A 16,262-nucleotide genomic window follows, 5' to 3' on the forward strand; every position below is an offset into this window, starting at 1 on the left:
GGCACGAGACGGATCAAGCGATGCCGTAATCGCGCATCTTGCGATAGATCGTCGCCCGAGACATCCCCAAGGCTATCGCCGCCTGCAGCTTGTTATTGGCGTTCTCCGCCAGGCTGCGGACGATGGCGTCTCGTTCGAGCGCCTCCATCTGGGTGAGTATCCGCTTGGTGAGCGATCGGCACTCGGGCGGTAGCTTGTCGGCACCGATAACGCCCGTACGTTGTAGCGCAACGGTTTCCGCGAGAACCCTCCGCAGTTGCGCGACGTTACCCGGCCACGGCAGCTTACTGAGCTGACGCATCGCAGCCGCGTCGAGGCGCACAGCAGCGCCGGAGGTCAGGTCGCGCAACAGGAACGGCACCAGTACCTCGATGTCTTCGATCCGGTGCCGCAGCGCAGGCACTGTCACGGTCTGGGTGAACGATGGCAGCAGCACTTCGATCGTCGGCGCTGGCGTCGACGGGCTCATCGTCGCGGCGATCCAGCCGTGACTTGCCCGCGATTGCAGCACCGGAACGACTGCTGCCAGCGTTCCCTGGTCGATACAGTCCACGTCGGCGATCACCAGGGCAAAGTCGTCACCGTCGGTTTGGGTCACCATCTCTGCGACGAAAAGTGCTGGGGTCGAGAGGTTTTCAGCCCGCACCACCCGCACCGTCTTCCCCGGGTGTACGTACTGGGCGACCGCCTGTGCCAGCTTGGCTCTTCCGGATCCCTTCTCACCTTCGACCAGTATCCATTCGTGGTCTCGGCAACATCGCTCGACCTGTGCACAACTGCGCCGCCATGAACTGCTCCGCCCGACCAGGCCCGGAATGTGCGGGGTGACCGATTGCCGAGTCATGACATGACGGGCGGTGACTTCCGGCGACAGTCGCACGTGGAAAACGACATTCGTCCTGCCGCCGCGGAGTTCGGCATGATCGACGACCGAGATGTCGGCGGTCGTTCCGCTCGGCAACACCGTCGGCGGATGCCGCGTGGCGGTGGTGTGAAGAAGATCCGAGGCATGTTCGAGCAGAGCGATTTGATCATTGGTGTCGAGTTTTTGACGCAGATAGCGGTTCATCAGCAACACATCACCGCCGATTGCCAGCACACCGAGCGGGAAGCGGCGTGCGTGGTGCTGATAGACCTCCAGCAGCGCGATCTCGCTTGCGTGGCCCAACTCTCGCATCCGGTCTTCGATCTGGCTGCCCAGGCTCTTGGCCAACGGCAACAACACCGGATTCGACTGGCTGGCCCAACAGGTGAGATCTACGACGCCGATGAGTCGCTGAGTTATCGGGTCACGGATCGGTGCTCCCGCGCAGGCGAGCTCACCCAGCGGTTCGACGAAATGCTCACCGCCGCGAATGAACACGGCCCGCCCGGTCTCGAGCGCCGTGCCGATGCCGTTGGTGCCGGCAAACTCCTCGGAGTAGCTGTAGCCGGGGGCGAGGCTCACCGAATCCAGCGTGTTCATCAAGCCCGGTTCCGAGGCCGAGCGTTCGATCACCACACCGTCGGCCGACGTGAGGATGACCGTCATCTCCTCGGTCGTCACGTCCTGCGTGGCCTCCAGCAGCACAGGCGCCGCGGCATGAGCTAATCGTGAGTCGGTATTCGGTTGCCGAACATAGGGCAAATCGAGCCGGTCGGGATGAACCCGCATGGCCTGGGATCGACGCCAGGAGTCCAGCACGTTTGCGGGCAGTGCCGTCGCCGCCAGGGCCCCCTCGGACAAGAAAAGTTCCCGAATCCGGCGGACGTCGGTGTCGATGTCAGCCTGCAAGCTCATCGACCCATGCACCTCGTTTCCGATCGAGCGGTGCAGCCGCTACCTAATCGTGGTGTCTCAGTTTGAGACCGCTAACCCTCCTCGGATTGAGACGTTCAGCATACGCCCGCGGCGGTGTCATTGATCACGTCAGCTAATACATCGGATTCAGCGGAAGGCATGGGACAGTGACCATCTATCAGCTGACCGATCGCTTACACGGCCGTACCGTGAGCGTCCCGGCAGATCACGTCGCGACCACGGTGGCCGCATGGCTGGCCGAGTTGGACGCCTGCAGTCCACTAGTAGAGGTGCTCAGCCGAGCGGTCCGCGATCGCGACTGGCCCGCAATACACGGCATAGCCGACTATCTCTCGGTGGAGATTCAGGAATCAGCATGACGTCTGGGCTGTCAGATGGTCAATCCGGTTGTGTGGTAACCGAACTCGGCAACGATGTCTGTTACGTGATGCCGTAGTCGTTCATCTTGCGGTAGATGGTGGCCCGCGACATTCCGAGGGCGTGTGCCGCCTGCAGCTTGTTGCCGCCGTTGTCCTGCAGGCTGCGGACAATCGCGTCTCGCTCCAGGGCTTCCATCGGTGTCAGCTTGCGCCGGGTAACGGAGCGGCACTCCGGCGGCAATTTGTCGGCGCTGATGATGCCCGAACGTTGGCGGGCAACGGTTTCGGTCAGAACCTGTCGCAGCTGCGAGATGTTGCCCGGCCACGGAAGCCTGCTGAGTTGGCGCATCGCATCGGGCGCCAGTCGCACATCCGCACCGCCGGTGATATCCGCCAGCAGCGGTGGCACGAGTTGTGGGAGGTCGTCAATCCTGTGTCGCAGCGCCGGCAGCGTCACGGTATGGGAAAACAGCGGCAGCAGTTTCTTCATCGGTGCCGAGGAAGAGGCGCCACTGCTGGTCGCGGCGATCCATCCCCTTCCGGTGCGAGCGGCCAGCATCGAGGTGATCGCTTCGAGTGTGTCCTTTTCGATGTCGTCTACATTGGCCAGCACGAGCGCGAAATCGTCGTCGCCGGACTCGGCCGCGATCTCGGCGACAAGATGTGCACTGCTCGGGACGGTTTCGGCGCGTATCACGCGAACGGAGCGGCCGGGTTGCGCATGTTGACCCACCGCCTGCGCCAACCGTGCTCGGCCAGAACCTTTCTCGCCCACGACCATCACCCAGTTTCGGTCGCGGCAGCATTGCTGCACCTGCTGGCAGCAGCGCAGCCAGGCGCTGTTGCGACCTGCCAGCCCAGGGATGGAGCTGTGCGCCGAGTGATCGATGTGGTCAGGTCGTGAGCTGGTCGCCTCGGAAAGGTCAACCCGGTATACGACGTTGGTGCGGTTGCGGCGCAGCGTCGACCGTTCGGCGGCAGTGATTTTGGCGATGCGTCCGCTCGGGAGCACCGCCAGCGCAGTGCCCGAAAGCGTGGAGGTGAGCAGATCCGAGGCGTGTCCGAGTAGCGCGGTCTGGTCATCGCCCCCGAGGGCCCCACGCAGATACGGGTTCATCAACACCGCGTCGCCGCCGATGGCAAGGACGCCGCTGGAAGACCGTTGTGCCAGACGCGAATATGCCGCTAGGAGCGCCGTCTCGCCCTCATGGGCCACCGCCCGCATGCGATCCTCGATGTGGCGACTGACACTGGTAGCCAGCGCGAACAACAGTGGGTCGGACTCGTCGGCCAGGCAACTCAGGTTGACGGCGCCGATTACGTTGCGCGTTATCGGATCACGAATCGGCGACCCTGCGCATGCGAACCTCGTGAACATCCCTACGTAGTGCTCGCCGCCACGGATGAATGCGGGGCGGCCAGTCTCGAGTGTGGTACCTATCCCGTTGGTGCCTGCCACCTCTTCGGCCAGGCTGTAGCCCGGTGCGAGGCTGATCGCGTCCAACGCGTTGAGAATGGACACTTGGGCGGCGCTCCGCTGCAGCACCACACCATTGGTCGAGGTGAGGACGACACTGACAGCGTGCGCGGCCAAATCATCGGTGACGCGCCCCAGTACGGGCGCGGCCGCGCGAACCAACCGGGAACCGCTATCCGGTTCGCGGACATAGGGCAACTCGACCCGGTCGGGGTGAACGCGCAGGACCTGGGACCGACGCCAGGAGTCCAGGACGCTGGGCTGCAGAATGTCGTGATCGATGGAGCGCACCGCGTCGACTGACCCGACGGTCAGGAACCTTTCCCTGGCCCGCTCGACTTCGCTGATTCGGCCCGCCTGCGCCTTCATCCTCCATCTACCTCGGCCCGGCTCGCTATCGGTTAGCCGAGACAGGCATCGACATCTCCAGAGCCACACTCACTGTACGCGCGCGGCACTGGCCTGCTGAAACCCTTTTGGGGGCCGCGGCGGTTGACGCAAGCGACAATTCGCCGAGCCGGCGACTCTATGCAGACAAACCGACGAAGGCCCTGCCGGCGTCTCACTTTGAGACGCGCACTCACTTCATGTTGAGACGCTCGAGGCTCGCGCGCGGCGCTGTGATCAGTCGTAGGTAGCCAACGCCTTCGACAGCAGAAAAGGAGAACCGCGATGAGCGGCCACAGTGTCAGCGCGGATTACGAGAAAATCGTCAGGCCATGCCGAAGGTCTGAGCGCGGGCCCGCGGCCACGGTGATCCTGGCGAACGGATCCGACCCACACGAGTCTGGCAGGACGGCACGAGGCCCTGACGAGCTCGGCGCTGCACGTGCGGTTCAGCTAGGCACCAAGCTGCACGTCCCGGCCACCGAGGCTCGACTGGTTCGCCGGGCCGCCCTACTGGAGGCCTTGTCGGCCGCGCGCGGCCGCAAGTTGACGTTGCTGAGCGCGCCCGCGGGCTGGGGCAAGACGACGTTGTTGGCGCAGTGGGCCCTCGGTGCGGGCGACGGCCGACCATTCGGCTGGTTGTCGCTTGATGCCTCCGATAACGACCCGGTGTGGTTTTGGATGTATGTGGTTGCGGCTTTGCAGAAAGCCGGTGTCGGGGTGGGCGCGCACGCAGTCCAACTCTTGGCGATGGGTGCCGATCCGGTGCAGGTGGTGTTGCCTACGCTGCTGAATGATCTGGACACCATCGCCAGCCCGACGGTGCTGATTCTCGATGACTACCACCTGGTGGTGAATCGGGCGATTCATGAGCAGCTGGCTTTTGTCATCAGTCGGATGCCGGTGAATCTCCATCTCGTGTTGGCCACCCGGTCGGATCCGATGCTGTCGTTGGCTCGGTTGAGGGCGTGTGGTGATCTCGTCGAGATGCGAAGCCAGGATTTGCGTTTCGGGGTTGAGGAGGCAGGCCAGCTGCTGAACGATGTTCTCGGGCTGGGGTTGGTCGATGACGATGTTCAGTTGTTGCACCGACGCACCGAGGGGTGGGCCGCAGGCCTGTACCTCGCCGGCTTTTCGCTTGCCGGGCGCACCGATGCCGCCGCGTTCATCAGGACATTCGCAGGTGACAACCGCCATATCGTCGACTACCTGATGGCCGAAGTGCTCGAGGGTCAGCCACCGCATCTGCGTCGATTCTTGCTACGCACTTCGGTGTTGGGTCGACTCAGCGGTCCGCTCTGCGACGCGGTGCTGCAAACCTCCGGTTCGGCGTCGGTGCTGGCGACAATTGAGCGCGAGAACCTGTTCGTGGTGCCACTGGATATGTCGCGTCGCTGGTATCGGTATCACCATCTGTTCGGGGAATTGCTGCGCGCCGAGTTGCGGCGCAGCGAATCCGATCTCATCGCCGATCTGCACCAGCGCGCCGCTGCCTGGTTCGAAGCTGAGGGCCTCATCGATGAGGCGGTGCGTCACCTGGTCGCTGCCGGTGACGTCGCGGGGAGCGCTGATCTGATCGCCGCGGACTGGGCCAACGAATTCAACTCCGGGGGGCTGTCCACCGTCTCCGGCTGGCTTGACTCGATTCCCGAGGAGACCGTCCGAAAGGACGCGCGGCTCAGCGCAGCCCGGGCCTGGATCGCGTTGAACGTGGGCAGGTTCGATGACGCCCGCTGCTGGATCCAGGTCGTGGCAGCCGGGTGCGCGGCCGACACCGTCGACGACGGCAGCATCGGCGCGCAACTGGTCGCCTTGCGCGAGGTATACGCGTTCAAGACAGGCGACGTATCCGCCGCACTGCAGGCGGCGCGTCGGGCCATTGCGCTCGACTTCGCCGACGCACAGCAAGCCCGGTCGGCGGCGTGCACCATCTACGGATCGGCGCTGTACTTCTCTGGCAGCATCGACCAGGCCGAAGCCACCTTCCGCGATGCCGCGCAGTTGGCCGAGAAGATCGGCGATCGGCGCCGCCGCATCTATTCGATGGCGTATCTGGCGCTCATCGCTGCCGAATCTGGTCAGCTTGCAGACGCCGAGCACCAGATTCGCCGAACAAGTGGCGTCGGTACATATCTGGCGGGCGGCGAGCACTTCGTCAACGCGATCGTGTCGTTAGCGGCCGCCATCCTCCTCGATGGTCGTGGCCACAGCGCCGCTGCCGCGGACGCGGCTGAGCTGGCTGTCGGGTTGGCCCGCAAGGGGGCGGGAATCCTGGAACTCGCAAAGGCACTGGCGGTCAGAGCCGACATCGCCGCGGACCTTGGCGATCACCGGACCGCGACCGCAAGCCGACGCGAGGCCAGCACACTGCTTCGAAATTGTGCGGACGCCGCTATCGCGCAAACGGTGCTCGCGTCGCGTCGGCGCAGCAAGTGCGTCGCGGTAGGCCCCCGCAGCCAGGGTGGCCCGGTCGTCGAAGAGCTCACCGTCAAGGAACAGCAGATCCTTCGGCTGATGGCCACCCGGCTGTCGCGCCGCGAGATCGGCGAGCGGTTGTACGTCTCACTGAACACGGTGAAGAGCCACCAGCGCGCCCTGTATCGCAAACTGGGCGTGGACAACCGCGCTGCGGCGGTCGAGCGCGCACGCGGCCTTGGCCTGCTCTAAGTCGTCAGCCCACATCGATCAAGCCGATCCATCAGTAATCACCCGGGTGAACGGGGCGCAGGGTGATGACCAGTCACCCCAGTCGGCGCAAATCTGATGGAGGCCAGGCCTTCGGACGACGAGGCGATCGGATCGAAGAGGACTAAAACGATGCATTCATTCGATGCACGACGCACACCGGTTTCGTGACGTCATCATCGTCGGGTCAGGTACCGCCGCCTGCGCCGCGGCGATCTACGCCGCACGGGCAGGACTTGACACCTTCGTCGTCGAGGGACATCGGCCCGGTGGTGCCCTGATGGCCGCAGGGCGGGTGGACAATTATCCCGGTTTTTCCACCCCGGTAGGTGGTCCTGACCTCGCCCGCGCCATGCGCGCACAAGCCCACCGATTCGGTGCCGAATTCCACGCCGGTGACGTCGACGGTTTCGATCTCGAAGGCGAGGTCAAGTCGGTCGCGGTCAACGATGACCTGTTCCACGCCGCGGCGCTCATCCTCGCGATGGGGTCAGTGAATCGGTCACTCGATGTGCCGGGGGAGCGTGACCTGCGTGGCCGTGGAGTCAGCACCAGCGCGAAGCGAGACGGTGACCAGTTCGCGGGCCGCGACGTCGCCGTAGTCGGAGGCGGCGAGGCAGCCATGGAAGAAGCCCTGTTTCTCTCGATGCTGGCCCGGCGCGTGACCGTCATCCACCATCGGCCTCGGTTGCGCGCAACGGCCGGCATCCTGTCCCGGCTGCGCGCCCAGCCCAACGTCGTTGTCCTCCAACGCACCGAAGTGCTCGAAATAAAGGGGCGAGGACATGTCACCGGGATGCGTGTGCGCAGTGCCCGAACGGTCTGCGACCTCGACGTCGATGCGGTTTTCGTGGCCGTCGGTCAAACTCCCAACTCCGCTGCACTGTCCGGACTGGTCGACCTCGACGCCCGCGGCTATGTGCGAACCCGAGACCAGTGCACCCACACCCATGTCGATGGTGTTTTCGCCGCAGGCGACCTGATCGACCGTCGGTACCGCCAAGGCGTCACCGCCGCCGCCAGCGGCTGCCGGGCCGCCCTCGACGTGCAGAGCTGGCTCGCTCAGTCACGGTCTGCCCCAACCAATGTCACCGCCAGAAAGGACAACGTCCAAGTATGACTCAACCCGCACCGATCACAGTCACCGACGCCTCATTCGCGGCCGACGTCCTCGACAGCGTCACGCCGGTACTGGTGGACTTCTGGGCGCAGTGGTGCGGCCCTTGCCGTGCCGTGGCGCCAGTGCTCGAAGAAATCGCCGCCGAGAACGGCGGTCGCCTCACCGTCGCCAAGCTCGACGTTGACGCTAATCCCATGACCGCTCGGCAATACCAGGTGGTGTCGATTCCTACCATGATCGTCTTCAAGGGAGGCGACCCGGTCGCCCGTCTCGTCGGCGCACGCGGAAAGTCCGCCCTCCTAACCGAACTCAGCGATCATCTCTGAACAACCCCCGCGGTATCAGTCACACCCGATAAGGAGAAACAAATGGGCATCAACACCTTTCGTGAGGTTGTCGACATCCTCGACGCGGCCGTGAACGGTCCAGAAACCGTGGTAGGCCCCCCGCATCATGCCTTCTGGCGCGGTGTCACTCGGGACGAGTTCGTCGCTACGAAGCTGCTCGGGCATCCGATCCTGGTGCCCGGTGACGGGGCGCACTCGAATTTGATCTTGTCTCTGAAAGGCGAGCCGCCGTTCGGCTCGGGACCCGGTGCGGAATTTCCCCGCATGCCAGTCGGTTTCGACCCGGTGCCGGACGACTCCATACGGGCGATTGAACAATGGATCAACGATGGCTGCCCCGATGTGACGAACACCGCTGAATCTGCATAGCGCCCGGGAGAATCCAGTGCCGAACAGGGGAACACGATGACCGAGGCCTATCTCCTTGGCGGTGTACGCACACCGTTCGCCCGGTACGGCGGGTCTCTGTCGCATCTACGCCTCGACGACCTGCTGGGCCTGGCCCTGGTCGGGGCATGCGAACGCGTCGGTGTCGATCGCGATCAGATCGAAGACATCATCGCCGGATGCGTGAATCCCGCGCATGAAGGCATGGGAGATCTCGCCCGCTGGGCCGCGCTGGCCGCCGGGTTCCCAGACAGTGCGGCGGGGGCCACCATCAACCGGTTCTGCGGATCCTCACTGAGCGCCATGGCCATGACCGCGCATGCGATCAAAGCCGGCGACCTCGGGATCGGGATCGCCTGCGGCGCCGAGTCGATGTCGCGCTCCGGGTTCGCGTACATGAAAGGCGAAGCCCCGTTCAGCCCGCGGGGACCCCAATTGCTGCTCGACACCATGTGGTCCGGTGCAGGCGGCCCACCGAACCCGGTCTTGCTGGGCCGCAACGCCTACATCGGCATGATCGAAACCGCGCAGAACGTCGCCGATCGTTACCAACTCACTAGAGAAGAGATCGATACGTTCGCGCTGCGCTCCCAACAGCACGCCCGTGCCGCCCGCGATTCGGGCAGGCTCGCCAAAGAAATCATGCCCGTGACCATCCCTGCGACCCGAAAAGCCGTGCAGCGCACCATAAGTCATGACGAATTCATCCGTGACGACACCACACTCGAGCAGTTGGCGGCCTTACCCGCCCAGCCCGGCACCACCCAGATGACGGCGGGTAACTCCACACCGCTGTCCGACGGGGCCGCGGCACTGATCCTGGCATCGGCCGCACGGGCCGCCGACCTCGGCGTCGTCCCACTGGCCCGGGTGGTGTCCTCGGCGGTCTACGGTAACGATCCATTGTTCATGGGGATCGCTCCGGCCTGGGCGCTGCCGCTGGCACTACGACGCGCGGGCTTGACGCCCGAACAAATCGATGTTTGGGAAATCCACGAGGCCTTCAGTGCGCAGGCCCTCGGTGTACTGCGGGAGTTGCCCAACCAACTCGACGGGTTCCGAGTTCCCGACGACAAACTCACGCCCAACGGGGGCGCCGTGGCCATCGGGCATCCATTCGGCGCCACTGGTGTGCGTTATGCGCTGACCCTTGCCATCGAACTACGCGAGCGACATCTGCGTTACGGTGCCATCGGTGTCTGCATCGGATCCGGCCAAGGCGTGGCCATGGTGCTGGAAAACCCGCAGGCTTCTTGATCGAAATCGGCAAACGGGGCCACACCCTCGCGGATGTGGCCCCGTCGGCGTTCGAATCCGTTGGCGCAGAACGACTCAGCCCGGCGGTGGAGGCACCGGTGGCGGCGGTGCGTCCGGCGGGGGCGGTGGATCGGGCTGGAACTGATCCAGACCTGGCGGAATGTTGGTGCCGGGCGGCGGCGCGGTACCCGGCAGTGGTTCACCCAGTTGCTCCTGTGGCACCTGGCCGAGCAGTCCACCCTTGAGCATCCCGGCGCGGTACATGTCGATGTAGCGGCCCAACCACTGCCGACGGGTGACGTCGGCGTTCTCCTGGCCCGGATCGACGCCGAACTCCTCGCACTTGCCTGGCGCCGACGGCTTCAGGCACTGCTGGACGCCGTAGGCGTTGTTGAACACGTTGAGATTGGGCACGGCGCCCGGGCTACCGCCGGGGGGCGCGGGAATCGGGTTCTGGCCAAGCACGGTGCTTGCATCCATGCCTGTGACCGGGGGCGCACCGAGCGCATCGGAGTTGGCGTTCTGCCCGGTCTGCGTGAGGACCCCGAGGCCCTCCGGCCCCAGCGGGGCGCCGCCCATCATCGGCACCGTCTGACCTGGCGGCGGTGGCGGCGCGGGGTCACCCGGTGCGGGCGCGGGATCCGGCGGTGGGTCGGCGGCGGCGGTCGCCGCGAAGGCGACCGCACCGACCGTGATGAACCCGGCGGTCGCGATGTTCGCGACAGCCAACGCTTTTCGGTTCAAAGGCATACCTGACGTCAGACCGCTTTGGTGACGCCGTAGTACGCCGCCACGTCGTCGGTATCGGTGGTCGAACTCGTCAGCGTGGCGTACGACCGGATGAAGGACTGACCGACGCAGCCGTCGACCTTGACGTGGGTGTCCTTCAGCGTGACGCGGACCGGCGCGGCCTTGAACGTCTTCTTGTCGACGGTGACCGTCGACACCGTGCCCGGCTTCGGGTGGATCTCGATGGTGCCGGACAGCGGGAAGCTGATGCCGGTCGGGATCAAGCCGCCGGTGATCGACGAACCCGAGGTGCTGATACCGGCCTGGCCGATGAGACGGACCTGGCCGAGTTCGATGCCGCAACCGATCTGGTAGCCGGCCTCCAGTGTGCCGCCGCTCAGCGTCGTCTTGCCGCTGCCGGTGACCGTGCCGGTGAAGGTGCCGCCCACCAGGTACTCGCGCGAGGAGACGGCCGTCGTCAACGGCGCCACCGGCAACTGGGTCTCGTCCTTGGCAACCACGGTCAGCACCCAACCGTCCGGGGAGGTCACCACGGTCGGGAGAGAGGATTCGACAACGCCGGTGTCTGGCGGTGGGCCGTCATCGTCGGGGTCGGCCGACGCGATCGGCGCGAGGCCGAGCGGGATCAGCGAGCAGAATGCCAGTGCGACAAAGCGATTCACGATTGTTTTCTTTCCTTCGAGATCGACGTGGATTAAACGGCCTTGGTGACGCCGAGGTAGGTGATGACGTCGTCGGTGTTGTCGGTCGAGCTCGTCAGCGTGGCGTACGAGCGGATGAAGGATTGGCCGGCGCACTGGTCGGTTTTGATCCGCACGCCTGTGATCGTGATGCGAGTCGTGGTGCCCTTGAACGACTTCTTGTCGATGGCCACGGTCGTCACGGTGCCGGGCTTGAGGTACACCTTGGCCTGTAGGCTGACGCCGAAGCCGCCGGTCGCGTTGCCTGTGAACGGAATCGAGATGCCCGGGGTGAAGTTGGCGCCGGGGTTGACCTCCGTTTCGTCGGAGATGATGCCGCAGCCGATCTGCTCGCCTGCCTCCATCGATCCGCCGTTCAGCTTGGTCTTGCCGCTGCCGCTGATCCTGCCGGTGAAGGTGCCCGCGATCAGGTATTCGCGCGACGTGATCGCTGTGGTCAGCGGGGCGACCGGCAACTGGGTCTCATTGCTGCCGACCACCTCGAGGTGCCATCCGTCCGGGGTGTCGAGCACTCCAGGAGGGCCTGACGGGACGGCGCCTTCCGGCGGCAACGGGTTGGTGGCATTCACAGGTACCGCCGGATCGGGTGGGGGAGGAGGATCGGCGTGCGCGAGGGGCGCGACGGTCGCGACCGGTATCGCAACGCAGACGGATGCCAACATGGCAAAGCGATTCAACATGTTTGGGATAGCGCCTCTCGTGGTCTGGACACAACGGATTCATAACGGGTGTGTCGCGAGGGAGCCTCTAATGGTGGGGTTTCCAAACGGTGAACGGACCCCAAACAGTTCGCGCCGCGTTTCCGTCTAACAAGCGTCCGCAGCCTGCGATTCCTGCCTTATCACATGCAGCTGAAAAGCCTCTCACAGGCGAACGAAAGCCGATGGACGGCAAGTAGATAACGTCCATTTGTCGTCAATTCACCATCCGGACACCTGGCCCGCAGACCGTGGTTTGCGTTCCGTATCGCCCTCGAGACACCGTGGGGCTCGTCGACGTGGCTGGGCCGATCGCTACAGCGCGTCGCAGCGGGTCAGCGCAAACAATCAGACCTGCGAGACTGAACTGACCGGAGGAAACCTTGAAGTCACCACACGTGTGCGGGAGAACCATTGCCGTGTCCGTGGTCGCCGTCGGGATCGGGCTGGCGGTTGCGCCGACCGCGATGGCCGACGACACCGACGGCGCAGGGGATCAGTCGTCGCCGCCAGTGGTGGTGACCGCGGTGGACCCATCGGATGATGCAAGCCAGCCCGCGGTGTCGGCGTGCGGAGCGTTCGCTCAGGTGCTCGACGATTCGTCGAACTACTACGGGGACTTCGCCGACTCGATCGAGGGTTCCGACTACTCGGATCCGGCCGTCGACAGCAGCAACGTGACGGGCAGGACCGCCCTTCGGCAGGCGGCGGGAGTGGCGATGCAGGCGGCGGGCACTCCTGGCCTGGATCCGTCGATCGCGAATCCGATGCGGATCTGGTCGTTGGGGGCGAGCAAGCTGCTCGTGAAGATGGGACTGCGGATTCCCGGGGACAGTCTGAACAGCACCGCAACCGAGATGAACAATCAGGCCGAGCAGGTCCAGGAAGCGTGCGCTGCGGCTGGGACGCACGCGTAACAACGTGAAACGCAACGGTTTTGGGGCGTTTTGTGCGCTCAGTGTGGTGCTGACCGGCTGTGGCGGTGGCGCCGTGTCGGGCGCAGCCGTGCCGACGAAGTCGGTGCCGGATTCGGTGTTGACGGAGTCGATGCTGACCGCGGACGAATTGAACACGGTGCTGGGCACGACCGGCATGACACCGCACACGCCAGTATCGCAGATGAGCGACAACCGCAATCTGCTGCCTAACCTGAACTGTCTGGGCGTGTGGCAGGTCAATCAATCGTCGATCTACGAGTCGAGCAACTGGAAGTCGGTGCGCCAGCAGCTCGTTCGCGCACCGGACAACGAGCAGTGGAACTATCTCGTGGTGCAGTCCATCGTGTCCTACCGCACCGCCGACGCGGCGCACAAGTTCTTGACCGAGTCGGCTGACCGATGGTCGAAGTGCACCAATCACACGCTCAACATCCAACTCAACGGACAGACCTTGCCGAAGTGGGTCAGTGGCGACCTCGCGAAGAGCGATACCCAACTCGCGATGCCATTCGTGCGCGGCACCGGCGATCAAACCAGGTCGTGCCAGCATTCACTGTCGCTGGTGGCGAACTTGATCCTCGACGTGCAGGCGTGTAGGCCGCAACAGCAGTCCGCGGACGGCGACGCTGTAACTGTCGCAGGCAAGATCACGTCGAAACTGCCTCGCTGAGCCGAGGTTGCCGCTAGGACTTGTCGGGCTTTTCGTCCTTGCCGTGTTTCGGCTCGTCCTGGTTGTGAGTCGACGCGCCACGGTCATCTGGCTCGGTCTTGGTCGGGTTGTCAACGGCCACATCGGAATCCGATCTTGACGGCGGTTCGCTCTCGGCGGTGGCCGCGGGCACGGCCTTCTTGCTGTCGCGCACCACGTGACGCTTCGGTCGCTTCTTCTCGACGGTCGGCTCGTCGGCGGCGATCTTCGGCGTGGAATCGGTCGCCGAGGTCTCCGAGATCGTCGAGGCCGCAGCATGGCTCGCGGAGGTCGGGTGGTCGAGTGCCGTCGAGACCAGCTGAGGCAGCGACGAGAACGGAGTCGCGGGCTGGTACTTGCTCGGGTCGGCAGGAATGGGGTTGCCGCGGGGGTAGGCGGAGTTGACGATCGCGGTCAACACCGGTTCGGTCAGGTCGGCGATCGTGTTGCCGAACGGCACCACGTCGCGAATCAGATTCGTCAGCGGCAGCCCGTTGGTCGTGTAGGTGACGTACGTCGTCGTCCCGCGCTGCGTGACGTACGCGGCGACCCGGTCACCTTCCGGGACATCGGCGCACCGCGCGTCCGGGCATGGCAGGACGTCGCCCTTGTCCGTGACGCCGCAGGTGTTGGCACTACCGCAGGTGACGGCGGGTGATCCGTCGGGATTGACCGGTAGATCAAGGTCATTCTGGTTGAGGCGGCGGTACAGGTACGCGACAAGGGAGTTGACTGCGGCGACGGGATTCAGCACGTCGGCCGGCGCGTTGGAGTTGTAGTCGTACTGGTAGCCAACGTCGACCACGCCGAGGGCGTCGGTGTTGGTGGGCGACGGGATCGGGTTCACGCCGATGAGGGCGAACCATGGATAACGGGTCCCGAAGCCGCCGTCTGGCCGGGCGACGTTGTTGTCGAGGATGAACACCGTCTTGGCGAGCACGGGATCCTTCGTGGCCTGCAGAGCCATCAGCAGCAGGCTGGCGTTGGCCGCGCCCCAGCCCGACGAGAGCACCGCGTTGTCCTCGCCTGAATGGGCCTGCAGCGCCTGGTTGATGCCGAACGGGCCGGTGAAGAAGTTGACGTGCTCGAGGTCGTCACCGGAGTTGTAGGGCGGGGCGTTGAACATCCCGTTGAAGAAGTTCTCGTTGCCGCTACCGTCGGGGTGGGTCGAGCTGCCGACGACGATCAGTGCCGTCAGGTCGACCAACGGAGTCGAGATAGACGCCGGTTGTGTGGCAGCAACCGTTGCTACGGTCGTTGCGACGCCGACGGCGGCGATCCCGACGGCGACTCTGCTCACGCGCTTCGATGCGGTGTTGCTCACTTCCGTCTCCCCCTGAACGTCCTCGGTAGCAACCTACCGCGCCGCCCAGGCCTCGGGCGAGTCGCGGTCCGGACGAAAAAGGTCGGCGCCACGGAGGAAGCATCCGTGACGCCGACCTTCGATGGTCCTACTTCTTGCCGGCCCTGTGCTGCGCCTTCTTGGTGCTGCTCGCGTGGCCGTCGCCGGTGCCCTTCTTGTGCTCCGTGTGGCCGGCATGCTTGGTGCCGGTTGACCCCGAGCCCTTCGCGTCCTTGGTGTCCGAGGCGTCCTTGGCGTCCGAGGCGTCCTTGGCGTCCTTGGTGTCCGAGGCGTCCTTGGTGTCCGTCCCGGTCGTCCCGTCCGTGGCCGTCCCCGTTGTGCCCGTGCCGGTTTCGTGTGCCTCGCTACCGGAGGTGGTCTTCGGCGTCGTGGCACCGGACCCCTTGACCTTTGTGGCGTCACTGTCGGTGACGCTGGACTCCGCCTTGTCGGTCGTGCTCTTCTCGGTCTTGGTGGGCGTGCTCAATGCCGCTGAGAGCGCCTGCAGTTCGATGTTGCTCCGACCGGTCGTCAGTGCGCTCGCGGTCACGCCGCCGCTGAGGGCGTTGCCAACCATCGAAGCCACCGTCGCAGGCAGGGCGAGCACCTTGTTGATGGCGGCGAGTTCATTGGTGAACGCCGTCTGCAGCAGCGGCGGGATCCTCTCGAACTGGCCCTGGAAGAACGCGCCGGTGGCCGAGTTGATCGGAGCCACGAAGGCGGCCAGGTTGCCCAGCGTCGACGCGACGGTGAAGTAGAGCTGGAACGGCAGCTCGGCGATCGGCACCAGGCCGCCGGCCGAGGCTGTGGGCGTGGCCGCGGCAGGCGACGCGACATCTTTGGCCAACGCATTGGAGGTCGTGACGGCGCTGAGCCCGCTGACCAGCGTGGTGGGCAACGCGATAACGGCTTGGATCGCCTTGGCCTCGGCGGCGACGGCCTGCTGCAGCAGCGGCGGGATCTTCTCGAACTGGCCCTGGAAGAACGCGCCGGTGGCCGAGTTGACCGGGGGCACGAAGGCGGCCAGGTTGCCCAGCGTCGACGCGATGGTGAAGTAGTACTTGAACGGAAGTTCGGCCAGCGCCAGCGGATTCACCGATGCGGCCAGCGTGTAATCCGAAGTGACCACACGAACGGGTGGGCTTTCCTCATGCGCGGCGAGCTGAACTTGCGGCTCGACCGTGCCCGAAGCAGCAGCGATGCAGATCGTGCTGGCTCCAGCCATCAGCGCAGTGGACTTACTAACTTTCACGTCGACCCCTGTGGGTAAGAAGAGGCAAAGAATTGGACACGCAGAAACTAGCCGAGAGTCGACGTTTTCACTA

15 protein-coding genes are annotated in these 16,262 nt (G+C 64.9%); 8 read left to right on the forward strand and 7 right to left on the reverse strand.

Translation table 11 applies throughout. The annotated features are described in order from the left end of the window. Positions 1–13: 13 nt before the first annotated feature. The gene (locus C1A30_RS01610) at positions 14–1,780 is read right to left on the reverse strand and encodes a sigma-54-dependent Fis family transcriptional regulator (protein WP_101946522.1); all 1,767 of its coding nucleotides are present in this window, start codon (positions 1,778–1,780) and stop codon (positions 14–16) included. Positions 1,781–1,947: 167 nt separating this feature from the next. On the opposite strand from C1A30_RS01610, the gene C1A30_RS01615 reads away from it, so the two are divergent. Next, complete coding sequence (locus C1A30_RS01615; protein ID WP_235009600.1) at positions 1,948–2,160, forward strand: hypothetical protein; 213 nt, start codon at positions 1,948–1,950, stop codon at positions 2,158–2,160. A gap of 61 nt (positions 2,161–2,221) precedes the next feature. Here the strand turns inward: C1A30_RS01615 and C1A30_RS01620 are convergent, their stop codons facing one another. Next, positions 2,222–4,006 carry a sigma-54-dependent Fis family transcriptional regulator gene (locus tag C1A30_RS01620; protein WP_101946524.1) on the reverse strand — a complete coding sequence of 595 codons (1,785 nt, stop codon included), beginning with the start codon at positions 4,004–4,006 and terminating at the stop codon, positions 2,222–2,224. A gap of 303 nt (positions 4,007–4,309) precedes the next feature. On the opposite strand from C1A30_RS01620, the gene C1A30_RS01625 reads away from it, so the two are divergent. From C1A30_RS01625 to C1A30_RS01645, 5 genes are all read left to right on the forward strand, one after another. Beyond that, positions 4,310–6,691 carry a LuxR C-terminal-related transcriptional regulator gene (locus C1A30_RS01625; protein ID WP_101946525.1) on the forward strand — a complete coding sequence of 794 codons (2,382 nt, stop codon included), beginning with the start codon at positions 4,310–4,312 and terminating at the stop codon, positions 6,689–6,691. A 163-nt stretch (positions 6,692–6,854) separates the two neighbouring features. Beyond that, entirely contained in the window at positions 6,855–7,829 is a 975-nt protein-coding gene (locus C1A30_RS01630) for an NAD(P)/FAD-dependent oxidoreductase (protein ID WP_101946526.1), read from the forward strand. Next, positions 7,826–8,155, forward strand: coding sequence for a thioredoxin (gene trxA, locus C1A30_RS01635; RefSeq protein WP_101946527.1), 330 nt, complete (start codon positions 7,826–7,828; stop codon positions 8,153–8,155). The genes C1A30_RS01630 and trxA overlap by 4 nt, the downstream gene beginning before the upstream one ends. A 42-nt stretch (positions 8,156–8,197) precedes the next feature. Then, entirely contained in the window at positions 8,198–8,545 is a 348-nt protein-coding gene (locus C1A30_RS01640; RefSeq protein ID WP_101946528.1) for a hypothetical protein, read from the forward strand. Between the two features lie 36 nt (positions 8,546–8,581). After that, entirely contained in the window at positions 8,582–9,820 is a 1,239-nt protein-coding gene (locus tag C1A30_RS01645; RefSeq protein WP_101946529.1) for a thiolase family protein, read from the forward strand. Positions 9,821–9,895: 75 nt separating this feature from the next. Here the strand turns inward: C1A30_RS01645 and C1A30_RS01650 are convergent, their stop codons facing one another. Genes C1A30_RS01650 through C1A30_RS01660 form a run of 3 tightly spaced genes read right to left on the reverse strand, consistent with a single transcriptional unit; the run spans position 9,896 to position 11,951 of the window. Continuing rightward, the gene (locus tag C1A30_RS01650) at positions 9,896–10,570 is read right to left on the reverse strand and encodes a hypothetical protein (RefSeq protein ID WP_369974086.1); all 675 of its coding nucleotides are present in this window, start codon (positions 10,568–10,570) and stop codon (positions 9,896–9,898) included. A gap of 8 nt (positions 10,571–10,578) precedes the next feature. Next, the gene (locus tag C1A30_RS01655) at positions 10,579–11,235 is read right to left on the reverse strand and encodes an MspA family porin (RefSeq protein WP_101946632.1); all 657 of its coding nucleotides are present in this window, start codon (positions 11,233–11,235) and stop codon (positions 10,579–10,581) included. 29 nt (positions 11,236–11,264) lie between these two features. Continuing rightward, complete coding sequence (locus tag C1A30_RS01660) at positions 11,265–11,951, reverse strand: MspA family porin (protein WP_101946530.1); 687 nt, start codon at positions 11,949–11,951, stop codon at positions 11,265–11,267. A 437-nt stretch (positions 11,952–12,388) separates the two neighbouring features. Here C1A30_RS01660 and C1A30_RS01665 point away from each other — a divergent pair, with 437 nt between their 5' ends. Together C1A30_RS01665 and C1A30_RS01670 are read left to right on the forward strand one after the other, a co-directional pair. Further along, positions 12,389–12,886 carry a hypothetical protein gene (locus C1A30_RS01665; RefSeq protein WP_101946531.1) on the forward strand — a complete coding sequence of 166 codons (498 nt, stop codon included), beginning with the start codon at positions 12,389–12,391 and terminating at the stop codon, positions 12,884–12,886. 73 nt (positions 12,887–12,959) lie between these two features. Next, on the forward strand, positions 12,960–13,577 hold the full coding sequence (locus C1A30_RS01670) for a sensor domain-containing protein (RefSeq protein ID WP_235009602.1): 618 nt from the start codon (positions 12,960–12,962) through the stop codon (positions 13,575–13,577). A 13-nt stretch (positions 13,578–13,590) separates the two neighbouring features. Here C1A30_RS01670 and C1A30_RS01675 read toward each other — a convergent pair whose 3' ends face one another. Together C1A30_RS01675 and C1A30_RS01680 are read right to left on the reverse strand one after the other, a co-directional pair. After that, entirely contained in the window at positions 13,591–14,919 is a 1,329-nt protein-coding gene (locus C1A30_RS01675; protein WP_101946533.1) for a PE-PPE domain-containing protein, read from the reverse strand. A 127-nt stretch (positions 14,920–15,046) separates the two neighbouring features. Then, positions 15,047–16,162 (reverse strand): hypothetical protein, encoded by a 1,116-nt coding sequence (locus tag C1A30_RS01680; protein WP_101946534.1) that lies wholly within the window; start codon positions 16,160–16,162, stop codon positions 15,047–15,049. Positions 16,163–16,262 lie beyond the last annotated feature (100 nt).

Source organism: Mycobacterium sp. 3519A, from assembly GCF_900240945.1.
GTDB lineage: Bacteria > Actinomycetota > Actinomycetes > Mycobacteriales > Mycobacteriaceae > Mycobacterium.

What these genes read in the sequence shown, in the direction of transcription:
- C1A30_RS01680 (WP_101946534.1), bottom strand. Translation starts at nt 16,162, where the DNA reads ATGGCTGGAGCCAGCACGATCTGCATCGCTGCTGCTTCGGGCACGGTC.
- C1A30_RS01645 (WP_101946529.1), top strand. Translation starts at nt 8,582, where the DNA reads ATGACCGAGGCCTATCTCCTTGGCGGTGTACGCACACCGTTCGCCCGG.
- C1A30_RS01620 (WP_101946524.1), bottom strand. Translation starts at nt 4,006, where the DNA reads ATGAAGGCGCAGGCGGGCCGAATCAGCGAAGTCGAGCGGGCCAGGGAA.
- trxA (WP_101946527.1), top strand. Translation starts at nt 7,826, where the DNA reads ATGACTCAACCCGCACCGATCACAGTCACCGACGCCTCATTCGCGGCC.
- C1A30_RS01625 (WP_101946525.1), top strand. Translation starts at nt 4,310, where the DNA reads ATGAGCGGCCACAGTGTCAGCGCGGATTACGAGAAAATCGTCAGGCCA.
- C1A30_RS01660 (WP_101946530.1), bottom strand. Translation starts at nt 11,951, where the DNA reads ATGTTGAATCGCTTTGCCATGTTGGCATCCGTCTGCGTTGCGATACCG.
- C1A30_RS01650 (WP_369974086.1), bottom strand. Translation starts at nt 10,570, where the DNA reads ATGCCTTTGAACCGAAAAGCGTTGGCTGTCGCGAACATCGCGACCGCC.
- C1A30_RS01640 (WP_101946528.1), top strand. Translation starts at nt 8,198, where the DNA reads ATGGGCATCAACACCTTTCGTGAGGTTGTCGACATCCTCGACGCGGCC.
- C1A30_RS01610 (WP_101946522.1), bottom strand. Translation starts at nt 1,780, where the DNA reads ATGAGCTTGCAGGCTGACATCGACACCGACGTCCGCCGGATTCGGGAA.
- C1A30_RS01630 (WP_101946526.1), top strand. Translation starts at nt 6,855, where the DNA reads ATGCACGACGCACACCGGTTTCGTGACGTCATCATCGTCGGGTCAGGT.